Annotated in this window: 8 protein-coding genes and 3 rRNA genes; 10 read left to right on the top strand and 1 reads right to left on the bottom strand. The window is 41.5% G+C overall.

Annotation, left to right across the window (positions count from 1 at the left end):
• Nucleotides 1–444 precede the first annotated feature (444 nt).
• The 5 genes from AOR04_RS17430 to AOR04_RS22040 are packed head-to-tail and all read left to right on the top strand — an operon-like array spanning nt 445 to nt 3,860.
• A complete protein-coding gene (locus AOR04_RS17430; protein ID WP_096794036.1) occupies nt 445–1,035 on the top strand; it encodes a hypothetical protein in 591 nt (196 codons plus the stop codon).
• Between the two features lie 5 nt (nt 1,036–1,040).
• Nucleotides 1,041–1,736: an ABC transporter ATP-binding protein gene (locus tag AOR04_RS17425; RefSeq protein WP_096794035.1), complete on the top strand. Its 696-nt coding sequence runs from the start codon at nt 1,041–1,043 to the stop codon at nt 1,734–1,736.
• On the top strand, nt 1,736–2,956 hold the full coding sequence (locus tag AOR04_RS17420; RefSeq protein ID WP_096794034.1) for an ABC transporter permease: 1,221 nt from the start codon (nt 1,736–1,738) through the stop codon (nt 2,954–2,956). The genes AOR04_RS17425 and AOR04_RS17420 overlap by 1 nt, the downstream gene beginning before the upstream one ends.
• Nucleotides 2,949–3,719: an outer membrane lipoprotein-sorting protein gene (locus tag AOR04_RS17415; protein ID WP_008137622.1), complete on the top strand. Its 771-nt coding sequence runs from the start codon at nt 2,949–2,951 to the stop codon at nt 3,717–3,719. The genes AOR04_RS17420 and AOR04_RS17415 overlap by 8 nt, the downstream gene beginning before the upstream one ends.
• A gap of 12 nt (nt 3,720–3,731) precedes the next feature.
• Complete coding sequence (locus tag AOR04_RS22040; RefSeq protein WP_007379052.1) at nt 3,732–3,860, top strand: hypothetical protein; 129 nt, start codon at nt 3,732–3,734, stop codon at nt 3,858–3,860.
• 49 nt (nt 3,861–3,909) lie between these two features.
• On the opposite strand, the gene AOR04_RS17410 is transcribed toward AOR04_RS22040, so the two are convergent.
• Nucleotides 3,910–4,752 carry a LytR/AlgR family response regulator transcription factor gene (locus AOR04_RS17410; RefSeq protein ID WP_096794033.1) on the bottom strand — a complete coding sequence of 281 codons (843 nt, stop codon included), beginning with the start codon at nt 4,750–4,752 and terminating at the stop codon, nt 3,910–3,912.
• Nucleotides 4,753–4,896: 144 nt separating this feature from the next.
• Between AOR04_RS17410 and AOR04_RS17405 the strand changes: the two genes are divergently transcribed.
• The 5 genes from AOR04_RS17405 to rrf all read left to right on the top strand — a co-directional run bounded on the left by AOR04_RS17405 (nt 4,897) and on the right by rrf (nt 13,658).
• A complete protein-coding gene (locus AOR04_RS17405) occupies nt 4,897–6,126 on the top strand; it encodes an acyltransferase family protein (RefSeq protein WP_096794032.1) in 1,230 nt (409 codons plus the stop codon).
• Between the two features lie 83 nt (nt 6,127–6,209).
• Nucleotides 6,210–8,003 (top strand): choice-of-anchor I family protein, encoded by a 1,794-nt coding sequence (locus AOR04_RS17400; protein ID WP_096794031.1) that lies wholly within the window; start codon nt 6,210–6,212, stop codon nt 8,001–8,003.
• Between the two features lie 610 nt (nt 8,004–8,613).
• Nucleotides 8,614–10,149 (top strand): 16S ribosomal RNA (locus AOR04_RS17395).
• A gap of 297 nt (nt 10,150–10,446) precedes the next feature.
• Nucleotides 10,447–13,337, top strand: a 23S ribosomal RNA gene (locus AOR04_RS17390).
• Nucleotides 13,338–13,543: 206 nt separating this feature from the next.
• A 5S ribosomal RNA gene (gene rrf, locus AOR04_RS17385) occupies nt 13,544–13,658 on the top strand.
• The 16S, 23S and 5S rRNA genes sit together here, the layout of an rRNA operon.
• Nucleotides 13,659–14,067: the final 409 nt, after the last annotated feature.

Below are 14,067 nucleotides of genomic sequence, written 5' to 3'. Positions count from 1 at the left end.
AATATTTATAGGTAGGGAAATAAAAGAACTTGAGTTGGTTTAACTACGATCCAAGAAGAACTCACTATCCTGATCATTTAGAATAAATCATCATTAATAGAAGAATCTAAGTTAGCTCACTCTTTATAACAAAAAGTATGAGCTAACTACTATTTTTCAATACACTTCTACCTTGTAGAAAAACACATTATTGAAGCGGATTTAATACTGTAAAAGAGGTAAATCATGATTTACCTCTTTTTTGATTGTATTGAGTGCGCTCTAATCACTATCATAATTCCACTTGCTAATTTGATCGTTGCCCTAAAAAAGGACTACAAAGTATATTCATCATTACTATTTCCCGTTTATCTCCCTATTCAACCTATTATCGCCTGCCAAACATTCTGTGGTCATTGTGTCTTAAGATATGTTCATCAACAGAAACAATACAGGATAACGATAATGAACCAATTTTCTACGATTAAAAAAATGCTTTTAGGCGTTGTACTAGCAAGCTCTTCAGTTACTGCAAGTGAAATCCCAGCGCATGTCATTACAGCATATCAACAGGGACTTACTGGCTCCCAAGAGCAAAATCAACTTGCTGTGAACGCGCTTTCTGAACTCAACAATAAAGCATCAAATCCCGTTGTTTTAGCTATGTTAGGAAGTGCTGAAACAACGCAGGCACGATACACCAGTCAACCTTGGCAAAAAGTGAAATTCGCAGAAGCCGGCATTGCGAAATTAAATAAAGCAATTAAGCAAGTTAAAGGAATGCCATATCCACTTAAAGCAAGCGTTTATGTGACTGCTGGCTGTACCTTTGCGCAGGTACCAAAAATGATGAATCGTGCTGAACATGGCGCTCATTTATTAAATCAAGTATTGGCCGATAGTGATGGATTTTCAAAGTTAGATAAACAGCTAAAACAATCAACTTATAGATGTGCCGCATTGGCTGCAAATAAATTAGAAGATCAAACTAGAGCGAAATTATTCATCGACAAGTCTGACGCTCTAGCGCGCCTTTCAAAGGCTGAAAAAGGATAATTGTAATGCTTAAATTTTCGAACATTGTTAAGTCTTACAAGACTGGAGAAGTCGTCGTCGACGCATTAAAAGGCGTATCTGCTGAGATAAAAAAAGGGGAAACTGTTGCATTATGTGGCCCTTCAGGTAGCGGGAAATCAACACTTTTAAACATTTGTGGCTTGCTTGACGATGACTATAAAGGTGAAATTTGGCTTGCAGGTAAAGCAGTCTCAAAAGATAAAAAAGTAATGACACAAATTCGTCGTGAAAAACTAGGATTTATCTTCCAGAGATATAATTTGATCCCAGTGATGTCTGTTTATGAAAACGTGGAGTATCCACTTTTAATGCTTAATATGAATAAGCGAGAAAGAATGGATAAAGTTGTTGATATTATTAATAAAGTTGGTTTAAAAGGTCATATATCTAAACGGCCAGATCAATTGTCAGGTGGTCAACAGCAGCGTGTTGCTATTGCTCGAGCATTGGTTAAGCGACCTGAGATTGTGATTGCGGATGAACCCACCGCAAATTTAGATACATCGACCGCGAATATGATCATTGATCTGATGCGTGATTTAGGCAATGACCTAGGTTGTACCTTTATTGTAGCAACACATGACCACCGTATGACAGATCGCTGTCATCGTGTTTTAAATCTAGCTGATGGTAATTTATCGGTATTTAATCCATATGAAGCTCATAGGAGGGCAGGATAATGCGTTGGATCTCATTTGCATTTTTTAACGTTTGCCGAAATGGTAGGCGTTCATTATTCACAATATTAGTTGCTGCAGTTGCCGTTGCCGCTATTTTAACGACGAGTGGTTTTGCCTTATTTACTTATCAATCACTGGCAGAAAAAGCGGCTAGAGATGAAGGTAATTTTATTATTACACATCAAAAACTTCTAAAAGAAGAAGATACACCGCTGCAATATGGTTTATCTGATATTGAAAAGTTAATAGCTCAACTTGAAACCGACGAAGACATTAAAAGTGTATTGCCACGCATAAACTTCAATGGTCTTGTATCTAACGGTGAAAAAAGCTCAATTTTTATTGGTCTGGGTGTAGACCCCGAAGAGTTTATGGTTAAAGGGCCTTTTTTAACAATGTTAGAAGGTAAAGCATTATCAAACTTTGGTAATGAAGATGAAGCAGAAGTTGTATTAGGTGTATTAGGTAAGGAGCTAGCACGCAACTTAAAGGTGACTGTGGGGGATTATATTACGCTCATGTCGACAACGACAGATGGTGCGTTGAATGCGATGGATTTTACAATAAGGGGTATTTATACGACAGGTGTGCCAGATTTAGATAAGCGACAGCTCTATGTGAAACTATCAGATGCGCAATCATTGTTGTATACCGAGAAAGTCAGCTCATTGTCGGTTTACTTATTTGACATAAGTAAAACACAACAAACAGTTTTAGATTATCAGAAGCGTGACCAGTCATTGGAGTTTACACCTTGGTGGAAGCGCGCATTCTATTATCAGTCAGTAAAAGATCTTTATAACCGTATTTTTGGCCTGTTAGGTGGAATTATGGTGTTACTTGTATTCTTCTCAATTTCAAACACGATGGCGATGACTGTTAGTGAAAGAACCCGTGAAATAGAGACTGTATCGGCAATGGGCTCTTATCAATGGGAAATTATTCGTAACTTTGTATTAGAGTCAAGCATGATAGGGTTCATTGGCGCGGCGTTAGGTATTGTTGCATCTGCCTTCATTGCTTGGGGATTGGTTTATTTAGGTTTAGAAATGCCACCACCGCCAGGTAGCAATCAGGGTTACCCTTTAACCATTACTTTCTCATGGGAAGTAGCAGGTATTGTATTACTTACTATGGTATTGGTATGTGTATTAGCGGCACTAAAGGCTGCATATAAAGGCAGTTCAAAATCAATTACAGAGGCGCTAAGTCATGTTTAAATTTAAAAATATTATATCTATCTGTGCGCTGTTGCTTATTTCTGTATCAGCTGTTGCGCAAACTGTAAATGAACAATACGAAGGTGGATTTGATCTGCAAGCAGCTCTTGTCAACGTTGATGCTTATCGAAGTGAAGCAGAGTCAGTAAAAATTTCGGCAACAGTCAGTGCATATAATAAAGAGAAGCTAAAAAGTGAAAAGCAATATGATGTTTATTCATCTATCAATAAACAATCACTTGTTGTTTTTAAAACGGCTTCAGAGCAAGGACAAAAGGTCTTGATGAAGGAAAATGATTATTGGATGTTCATGCCGAAAAGCCGTCGACCAATACGCATAACCCCTTTACAAAAATTATTGGGGGAGGCATCACTGGGCGATATTGCGACACTTAGTTGGAGTCAAGATTACGATATAGAGTCTTATGAAACGAATGAAGCTGTCATAGTGTTTAATTTAACGGCTTATTCAGAAAAGGCGAGCTATCAAAAAATTCAACTTACCGTTGATAAAGCCGATTTATTTCCATTGCAAGCAGAGTTGTATCTTCGTTCTGGCAAACATGCCAAAACGGCTACCTTTGAAAGAGGTGAGAGAAACAACAAAGTTAAAGTGATTTCTATGTCGTTAATCGATCAAATGCAGCCAGGTAAAAAAACAGTGATTGCTTATGATGAAATTAAGCCAATTGATGTACCGCAAAAGTTATTTAATCCGCAAATATTAATTCGCAGTGATTTAAATAGCCTTTTAACTGAGTGAAAGGCTAAAAACTTGGAACTACAATTAAATGAGCATCAAATCGATATTTGGCAAGCCTCTTTAAGTTTGTTTGAACAAAATAATGCGCTTTCAGATCTTGATTTACAGTTAAGTGTGTCAGATAAGCTGGTGGCCAACTAAACTTGGCCACTGATTTTAGTGTAAGCCATTATCGCTTGTTTGATTTGTATTATTGCAACGTTAGTTTAAATTGCTCTTTATAGCGTCTAGATAGGTTTAGTACTTTACCTGTTGTTAGTTTTATTTCACTGTCGCCACTGGGTAGTGGTGTAATGGACTCCACTTTATCGAGTTTTACGCCATGGCTGCGGTGAATTCTACAAAACCCCTGCTTTTCAAGTTGTTTGCTCAATGTTGTAAGTGTTGCCCTTAACGGATATATACGTGAGCCTATATGTAGGTTTACATAATTACCCGACGATTCAAGCCAATCAACATCCTCTATTTTTATAATGAATTCCTTACCGAGCTTTTTAACTAATAAGCGATTTATGGTCGATGTTGTTTGCTGCTCACTTTCTTCAATTGAAGAAGCTTCACCTAGTAACTGCTGTACCACATATTGATATACTTTGATAAGTACAATGAAAAACACAAAGCTTATAGCGTCTTTCTGGTATTCATAAATAAGCTCAAACCAGCTAAGTCCAAAGTTGTAAGACCCATCATTCAACAAATATATGAATTTACGAATCCCTACCATAATACCAACGTGTAACACGCTAAATATAATAGAGGCACCAAAGTACATACCTAATGAGGCCGTAATATTTTGCCAATTAAAAGATAAGTGTCTTAAAAACCAAATTAAAATAGGGAATATAAGCAAAGTACTCAAGGCACTTGAATACTCCCAAACAAATGGCTCCCACATTAAAAAAGTTAAAGCGCCTTCTCTTTGGGCTTCCATTATTTGGGTTGTAGCGTTTACTGTATTATTAATTAATACGTAAGCACACAGTAATACTGATGCGTAAATGCTTTGAAAACGTTGAAAGTGCTGTAGGTTCATAAATGTATGCTTATTGCTGACGTGGCACGCTTATCCCTGTATACCACCTTTTATCACTATTGCTTGTAATATAAGCACTTATAGATAGTTTTAGCGAGAGCTTTAGGTATGAATAACGCATAACATTCATAAAGTAGTAAAAGCATGAGCACTCAAGTACAACAATCTTCATTAGTTAATTCGCGTAAATATTATCTTGATTGGCTTAGGGTAATCGCATTTGCGTCGCTAATTTTTTATCACATTGGCATGTTGTATAGCGAAAACTGGGGATTTCATTTTAAAAGTAGCTATACATCACAGTATGTTGAATATTTAATGTTGGTGTTTTCACCTTGGCGCATGTTGCTCATTTGGTTTATTTCGGGCGTAGCACTGCGTTTTATGATTGATAAAGTAAGCAGCTTTAAATCTTGGTTACATTTCACCTTATACCGTTCTATTTTTTTACTATTACCCTTGCTGGTGGGACTATGGCTAATAGTGCCTTTACAGCTGTTTGCAGAAATGTCACAGCACGGTGTTATTGATATTAGCTATTGGCAATTTTATTTAGCTTTTATAGAGACTAACAATACGCTTTTTATTAATTATCAGTCTGGGGTGTGGCCGAATGTGGATGTAAATCACTTATGGTATTTGCGCTCGTTGTGGCAATTTATGCTGATCATTATCGTTTTAACTCTTTTTGCACGCTTGCCTTTTATTACGCCTTTAAAAACATTTGTTAAAGGGGATATGTCATTTGGGCTTTTAATTACCTTGCTCACTATTGCCGTACTATTTACAAGCCATTACTTAACTGGCGATTCAATCAGAGAGACTAACGGCTTAATACTGCTACTCGCAGGATACATACTTGCCAAAAACACTTACTTTTGGAACTGCTTAAATAAAAATTTGGTATTACTGGCTTTGAGTTTTGCGGTTTTGTTTGTACTTATAATATTAAGTTATCAGAAGGTGTTTACTCTTCCTCATTTTATTTTAATCGGTAGCTACAATATTCAACGTGTTGTAGGTGTATTTTTTGTACTTGCGCTCGCTCGTCGATTTTTAAATTTTAATACTTACTATTTAAAACAGCTCAATGTATGGGTGTTTCCCTTTTATTTATTGCATCAAAGCATTTTGATTGTTTTGTGTTTTTTACTACAGCCTTTAAGTTTAGGGCCTGTTGCTGAACCATTCATCATTATTACAGGGACTTGGTCTTTTTGCGGTGTTATTACATGGTGTATTACACGTATTGATGTACTTAGACCTTTGCTAGGGGTTGCAATTAAACGAGAGTATTCCCCGACTGTAAAAATTCTTGGTTATACGGCCGCTTTAATTTTAATAACTCCGCTAGCGTATAAGCTAATTACTTAGGCTAAGGGGCTGTATTAAAACTGCCATAATCTTGTCATGCCTGTGTGTTGATATTTAGCAAATACAATACTAAGGAAAATTACATGTTTAAAAAATCAATTATTGCGCTGTCACTTATATCTGTTCTTACTGGTTGCTCACTTGATGGTGACGATGGTCAAAACGGCTCTCAAGGATTACAGGGAGAACAAGGCACAGGTGGGACTAATGGGTTAAATGGTATAAATGCCAATTCAGCATTAAATATTTACCTTGTGGGTAGAGGTGTATTAAATGCACAAAACCCAGAAGGTGCAGCTGAAATAGTTGCATATCAAGCATCTAAAAAATGGATTTACGCTATTAACAGTTCAGGTGATGACGCTGTTGTTAATATTTTACCCGCCGACACCTTTGACACTGCCGCACTTGTTAAAGATAACGAAGGGGTTATAAACGGCACAAATTTAACATCCGTTATTACGTTGCCTTTAAACGAGTTTACCCAAGGCGATGCAAACAGCATTGCTATTGATGAAAATAACAATCTACTTGCAGTGGCAATGGCTGCTGAAAGCACGGGTGATGCAGGTCAAATTGCTTTTTACGATATAAGCGGCGACTCACCTGTATTTATTAAAAATGTTACAGTCGGATTTTTACCAGACATGGTGGCGTTCACCCATGATGGCGCAAAGGCAGTGGTTGCTAACGAAGGTGAACCAAGTGGCGACTACAGCGTAGATCCTGAAGGTTCTATTAGTATTATCGATATAAAAAATAGTGTAATAGCCGATACAGCAATAAATATTGATTTTAAAGCCTATAACAACAAACAAACCGAACTAGAAGCGCAAGGGGGAGTTTTTGCAAACCCAAATGGTCGTACTATTAACGGTAATCTAATAAATACTACAGTAGCTATGGATTTAGAGCCCGAGTACGTTAGCATTTCTAAAGATAACAAATATGCTTATGTATCTATTCAAGAAAACAATGCACTTGCAATAGTTAACCTACAAGACAACAGTCTTAAGCTAAAGGGCTTAGGCTTTAAAGATTGGTCAAGCTTACAACTTGATGCCTCAGATAAAGACGGCGGCGTGAATTTTAAATCATACCCAGGGCTCTATGGTATGTACCAGCCCGATACTATCTCAAGCTTTAGTTGGAAAGGCGCTAACTTTATAGTTACTGCCAACGAAGGTGACGCAAGAGAATACTTTTTTGATACAACGGATGAAGCAGACTGTATAGCAAAGGGCGGACTTGATTACGATAAAGACGATGGCTGCTTAGCTTATATAGATGAAAGCCGCGTTGAAGACTTAACGCTTGCTGCTAATTTTGATTACTTAAATAATGACGATGATGATATTGGTCGCTTAAAAGTAACAACAATAAAAGGCGATACCAATAACGACGGACAATACGAATCGCTTTACGGCTATGGCGCACGTTCTTTTACTATTTGGGATAGCAATGGGCTGGTGGTTTTTGATTCAGGCGACGATATAGCACGTATAACAGCATCTGTGCATGGTGAATCATTTAACAATAATGAAGATGAAAACAAAGGTGACTCACGTTCAGATGATAAAGGCGCAGAGCCTGAAGCGCTGACTATTGGTAAAATTGACGATCGTACATTTGCTTTTATAGGGCTTGAGCGTATGGGCGGCATTATGGTGTACGACATTACTAATCCATACAATGTGCAGTTTGAAGACTACTTCTATAATAGAGGCTTAATTAAAGACGCTAATATTACAGGCGATTTAGCGCCTGAAGGAATGGAATTCGTTCCAGCAGAGCAGAGTGCTACAGGAAACCCACTCTTAATCGTTGGAAATGAAATATCAGGCTCCATTGCCGTATGGGAAATAGCATCTAAATAAACCTTTAATTTAAAATAAAGCTGTGTGTTGTTTGTTTAACATACAGCTTAGTTTAAACCTTACTAATACCTCATCAATAGATACATATGTTGTGCGTGTTTTTTAAACTAAAAGTATCCTGTAGCCCTTTATTTGTATAGCTTTCATACTAAATTCATTTAATTGTCAAAAAGCTGAAATAAAACATTGACCCCCGCTCGAATCTCCCTATAATGCGACCCCACTGAGACGGGAAACGCTGAAGCATAGCAAAGCACGAACTACTCAGAGAGTTAAATAAAACTTCGGTTTTAAATCTTCTAAAAAGAAAGTTTAAAACAAAGTATTGACTCGAAAAATAAAGGGTGTATTATTCGCATCCCTTGAGACGCTAAAGCGACTCAAAACGTTCTTTAACAATATAAAGCAATCATCTGTGTGGGCACTCGTACAGATTGAGTTCTAACAGCCAAGCTACTTAGGTAGCGAGGCAAAAAAATTAGAGTCTCAATTGAAAACTGAGTGACCAACAGAATAGTTATTTCGGTAATTATTCGGCACAGTCAATTCAATATCGAAAGATATTAAAAAATTCAGAATTCATTGAGCTGTCGAAAGACATAAAACTTTTTAATTGAAGAGTTTGATCATGGCTCAGATTGAACGCTGGCGGCAGGCCTAACACATGCAAGTCGAGCGGTAACAGAAAGTAGCTTGCTACTTTGCTGACGAGCGGCGGACGGGTGAGTAATGCTTGGGAACATGCCTTGAGGTGGGGGACAACAGTTGGAAACGACTGCTAATACCGCATAATGTCTACGGACCAAAGGGGGCTTCGGCTCTCGCCTTTAGATTGGCCCAAGTGGGATTAGCTAGTTGGTGAGGTAATGGCTCACCAAGGCGACGATCCCTAGCTGGTTTGAGAGGATGATCAGCCACACTGGGACTGAGACACGGCCCAGACTCCTACGGGAGGCAGCAGTGGGGAATATTGCACAATGGGCGCAAGCCTGATGCAGCCATGCCGCGTGTGTGAAGAAGGCCTTCGGGTTGTAAAGCACTTTCAGTCAGGAGGAAAGCGTGGTGGTTAATACCCATCATGTGTGACGTTACTGACAGAAGAAGCACCGGCTAACTCCGTGCCAGCAGCCGCGGTAATACGGAGGGTGCGAGCGTTAATCGGAATTACTGGGCGTAAAGCGTACGCAGGCGGTTTGTTAAGCGAGATGTGAAAGCCCCGGGCTCAACCTGGGAACTGCATTTCGAACTGGCAAACTAGAGTGTGATAGAGGGTGGTAGAATTTCAGGTGTAGCGGTGAAATGCGTAGAGATCTGAAGGAATACCGATGGCGAAGGCAGCCACCTGGGTCAACACTGACGCTCATGTACGAAAGCGTGGGGAGCAAACGGGATTAGATACCCCGGTAGTCCACGCCGTAAACGATGTCTACTAGAAGCTCGGAGCCTCGGTTCTGTTTTTCAAAGCTAACGCATTAAGTAGACCGCCTGGGGAGTACGGCCGCAAGGTTAAAACTCAAATGAATTGACGGGGGCCCGCACAAGCGGTGGAGCATGTGGTTTAATTCGATGCAACGCGAAGAACCTTACCTACACTTGACATACAGAGAACTTACCAGAGATGGTTTGGTGCCTTCGGGAACTCTGATACAGGTGCTGCATGGCTGTCGTCAGCTCGTGTTGTGAGATGTTGGGTTAAGTCCCGCAACGAGCGCAACCCCTATCCTTAGTTGCTAGCAGGTAATGCTGAGAACTCTAAGGAGACTGCCGGTGATAAACCGGAGGAAGGTGGGGACGACGTCAAGTCATCATGGCCCTTACGTGTAGGGCTACACACGTGCTACAATGGCGCATACAGAGTGCTGCGAACCTGCGAAGGTAAGCGAATCACTTAAAGTGCGTCGTAGTCCGGATTGGAGTCTGCAACTCGACTCCATGAAGTCGGAATCGCTAGTAATCGCGTATCAGAATGACGCGGTGAATACGTTCCCGGGCCTTGTACACACCGCCCGTCACACCATGGGAGTGGGTTGCTCCAGAAGTAGATAGTCTAACCCTCGGGAGGACGTTTACCACGGAGTGATTCATGACTGGGGTGAAGTCGTAACAAGGTAGCCCTAGGGGAACCTGGGGCTGGATCACCTCCTTATACGATTTAGAACTTATTTGTTCGTAGTGTCCACACAGATGATTGTTAATTAGTGCGTGTCCCTTTGGGATAACTAATTAATATGCTCTTTAAAAATTTGGAAAAGCTGATAATAAAATTCTGATAGATACATTGTATTTATCAAGAGTTTTCAAAAGTAAAAAAGAATGGTAGCAGTACCATTCAGTGCCATTTAATTAACGTTTTACGTTGATTGATTGGTATCTACTTTAGTATTCAATATTGACTTCTGGCGAAGTTAAACTGTCACAAAACAAAGACCCGTTTGGGTTGTATGGTTAAGTGACTAAGCGTACACGGTGGATGCCTTGGCAGTTGGAGGCGATGAAGGACGTATTAACTTGCGATAAGCTTAGTCAAGCTAGTAAAAAGCGCTTGAGACTAAGATTTCCGAATGGGGAAACCCACCTGCTTGCAGGTATCGTTAACTGAATACATAGGTTAACGAGGCGAACGCGGAGAACTGAAACATCTAAGTACCCGTAGGAAAAGAAATCAACCGAGATTCCGAAAGTAGCGGCGAGCGAAATCGGAACAGCCCTTAAGCTTATTATGTGTTAATGGAAGGCTGCTGGAAAGCGCCACGATACAGGGTGATAGTCCCGTACATGAAAAGACATTTTAAGTGAAATCGAGTAGGTCGGAGCACGTGAAACTTTGACTGAATATAGGTGGACCATCATCTAAGGCTAAATACTCCCAACTGACCGATAGTGAACCAGTACCGTGAGGGAAAGGCGAAAAGAACCCCTGTGAGGGGAGTGAAATAGAACCTGAAACCGTGTACGTACAAGCAGTAGGAGCCCACTTGTTGGGTGACTGCGTACCTTTTGTATAATGGGTCAGCGACTTATATTTTGTAGCGAGGTTAACCGAATAGGGTAGCCGTAGGGAAACCGAGTCTTAACTGGGCGACTAGTTGCAAGGTATAGACCCGAAACCCGGTGATCTAGCCATGGGCAGGTTGAAGGTTGAGTAACATCAACTGGAGGACCGAACCCACTAACGTTGAAAAGTTAGGGGATGACCTGTGGCTAGGAGTGAAAGGCTAATCAAACCGGGAGATAGCTGGTTCTCCCCGAAATCTATTTAGGTAGAGCCTCGGACGAATACTTACGGGGGTAGAGCACTGTTAAGGCTAGGGGGTCATCCCGACTTACCAACCCTTTGCAAACTCCGAATACCGTAAAGTAATATCCGGGAGACACACGGCGGGTGCTAACGTCCGTCGTGAAGAGGGAAACAACCCAGACCGCCAGCTAAGGTCCCAAAGTCATAGTTAAGTGGGAAACGATGTGGAAAGGCCCAGACAGCCAGGAGGTTGGCTTAGAAGCAGCCATCCTTTAAAGAAAGCGTAATAGCTCACTGGTCGAGTCGGTCTGCGCGGAAGATGTAACGGGGCTAAACTATGCACCGAAGCTGCGGATTCAGAATTTATTCTGAGTGGTAGGGGAGCGTTCTGTAAGCGGTTGAAGGTGTACCGGGAGGTATGCTGGACGTATCAGAAGTGCGAATGCTGACATGAGTAACGATAATGGGAGTGAAAAACTCCCACGCCGGAAGACCAAGGGTTCCTATCCCATGTTAATCAGGGTAGGGTAAGTCGACCCCTAAGGCGAGGCCGAAAGGCGTAGTCGATGGGAAACAGATTAATATTTCTGTACTCGATATAATTGCGATGGGGGGACGGAGCAGGCTAAGCAAGCATAGCGTTGGTAGTCTATGTGAAAGTGAGTAGGGCGTTTGTTTAGGTAAATCCGGACGAACATTAAACCTGAGACACGAGACGAGTCACTACGGTGATGAAGTTGCTGATGCCATACTTCCAGGAAAAGCCTCTAAGCTTCAGATTATATGGAATCGTACCCCAAACCGACACAGGTGGTCAGGTAGAGAATACTAAGGCGCTTGAGAGAACTCGGGTGAAGGAACTAGGCAAAATCGTACCGTAACTTCGGGAGAAGGTACGCTCCTATCTGTGATGAGACTTGCTCTCTAAGCGGACGGGAGCCGCAGTGACCAGGTGGCTGGGACTGTTTATTAAAAACACAGCACTGTGCAAAATCGCAAGATGACGTATACGGTGTGACACCTGCCCGGTGCCGGAAGGTTAATTGATGGGGTTATCCTTAGGGAGAAGCTCTTGATCGAAGCCCCGGTAAACGGCGGCCGTAACTATAACGGTCCTAAGGTAGCGAAATTCCTTGTCGGGTAAGTTCCGACCTGCACGAATGGTGTAACCATGGCCACGCTGTCTCCACCCGAGACTCAGTGAAATTGAAATCGCAGTGAAGATGCTGTGTACCCGCGGCTAGACGGAAAGACCCCGTGAACCTTTACTACAGCTTGGCACTGAACATTGAACCTACATGTGTAGGATAGGTGGGAGACTTTGAAGCAGCGACGCTAGTTGTTGTGGAGTCAACCTTGAAATACCACCCTTGTAGTTTTGATGTTCTAACGTTGGCCCCTGAATCGGGGTTACGGACAGTGCCTGGTGGGTAGTTTGACTGGGGCGGTCTCCTCCTAAAGAGTAACGGAGGAGCACGAAGGTTGGCTAAGTACGGTCGGACATCGTACGGTTAGTGTAATGGTAGAAGCCAGCTTAACTGCGAGACAGACACGTCGAGCAGGTACGAAAGTAGGTCATAGTGATCCGGTGGTTCTGAATGGAAGGGCCATCGCTCAACGGATAAAAGGTACTCCGGGGATAACAGGCTGATACCGCCCAAGAGTTCATATCGACGGCGGTGTTTGGCACCTCGATGTCGGCTCATCACATCCTGGGGCTGAAGTCGGTCCCAAGGGTATGGCTGTTCGCCATTTAAAGTGGTACGCGAGCTGGGTTTAGAACGTCGTGAGACAGTTCGGTCCCTATCTGCCGTGGGCGTTTGAGAATTGAGAGGGGTTGCTCCTAGTACGAGAGGACCGGAGTGAACGAACCGCTGGTGTTCGGGTTGTCATGCCAATGGCATTGCCCGGTAGCTACGTTCGGAACTGATAAGCGCTGAAAGCATCTAAGCGCGAAGCAGGCCTCGAGATGAGTTCTCACTAGACTTTTAAAGTCTCTGAAGGGCCGTTGAAGACTACAACGTTGATAGGCAAGATGTGGAAGTGGTGTGAGCCATTAAGCTAACTTGTACTAATTACCCGTGAGGCTTAACCATACAACGCCAAACGCGTTTTATGCGACAGTTTAGACAGAAGTTAATATAACTAAAGTAGATATTACTTAGAAAGACTTAAAAAATATTATCAGATATTTTCCAAATTCAATAGGTGACTCTTAGCGCGTAGCGTTAAATTTGAGGCACCTTGCGCAAAGAAAATGGTAGCACTACGTGCTTGTCATTAATTCTTTGCACCATATTTGCTTGGTGACAATAGCGTTTTGGACCCACCTGATCCCATGCCGAACTCAGTAGTGAAACGAAACAGCGCCGATGATAGTGTAGCATTTGCTATGTGAAAGTAGGACATTACCAGGCTTCAAATTAAAGAAACCCGTTGCAGCAATGTGACGGGTTTTTTGCTATCTGGGATTTAGTAAATAGCCAAGAGTCCATGCCGAACTCAGTAGTGAAGTCAAAGCTTCGACCGATGATAGTGTAGCATTTGTTATGTGACTTTCTACCGCTGTGGGCACTAAGACATTACCAGGCTTCAAATTGTAGAGAGCCCGACTAGAAATAGTCGGGCTTTTTTACGTCTGCAGAAAATTGAAATATAAGGGAATAGCGAACATTACTCACTCGAGGTCCTGCAGTCACAACTTATGTATTGTGTGGGGCAAGTATGTAGAGCATTAAATGTGTTTTGCTCAAATGTTGCAGTTTTGAATGTATGTATTTTAAAAATGGATAAACCGAATCACTTAATAAATGATATTGGTATGAT

This window comes from Pseudoalteromonas sp. 1_2015MBL_MicDiv (assembly GCF_002407505.1).
In the GTDB taxonomy this organism is placed as follows: domain Bacteria; phylum Pseudomonadota; class Gammaproteobacteria; order Enterobacterales; family Alteromonadaceae; genus Pseudoalteromonas; species Pseudoalteromonas fuliginea.
This window is presented reverse-complemented; position numbering and strand designations above follow the sequence as displayed.

What these genes read in the sequence shown, in the direction of transcription:
- AOR04_RS17415 (WP_008137622.1), top strand. Translation starts at nt 2,949, where the DNA reads ATGTTTAAATTTAAAAATATTATATCTATCTGTGCGCTGTTGCTTATT.
- AOR04_RS17425 (WP_096794035.1), top strand. Translation starts at nt 1,041, where the DNA reads ATGCTTAAATTTTCGAACATTGTTAAGTCTTACAAGACTGGAGAAGTC.
- AOR04_RS17410 (WP_096794033.1), bottom strand. Translation starts at nt 4,752, where the DNA reads ATGAACCTACAGCACTTTCAACGTTTTCAAAGCATTTACGCATCAGTA.
- AOR04_RS17420 (WP_096794034.1), top strand. Translation starts at nt 1,736, where the DNA reads ATGCGTTGGATCTCATTTGCATTTTTTAACGTTTGCCGAAATGGTAGG.
- AOR04_RS17400 (WP_096794031.1), top strand. Translation starts at nt 6,210, where the DNA reads ATGTTTAAAAAATCAATTATTGCGCTGTCACTTATATCTGTTCTTACT.
- AOR04_RS17430 (WP_096794036.1), top strand. Translation starts at nt 445, where the DNA reads ATGAACCAATTTTCTACGATTAAAAAAATGCTTTTAGGCGTTGTACTA.
- AOR04_RS17405 (WP_096794032.1), top strand. Translation starts at nt 4,897, where the DNA reads ATGAGCACTCAAGTACAACAATCTTCATTAGTTAATTCGCGTAAATAT.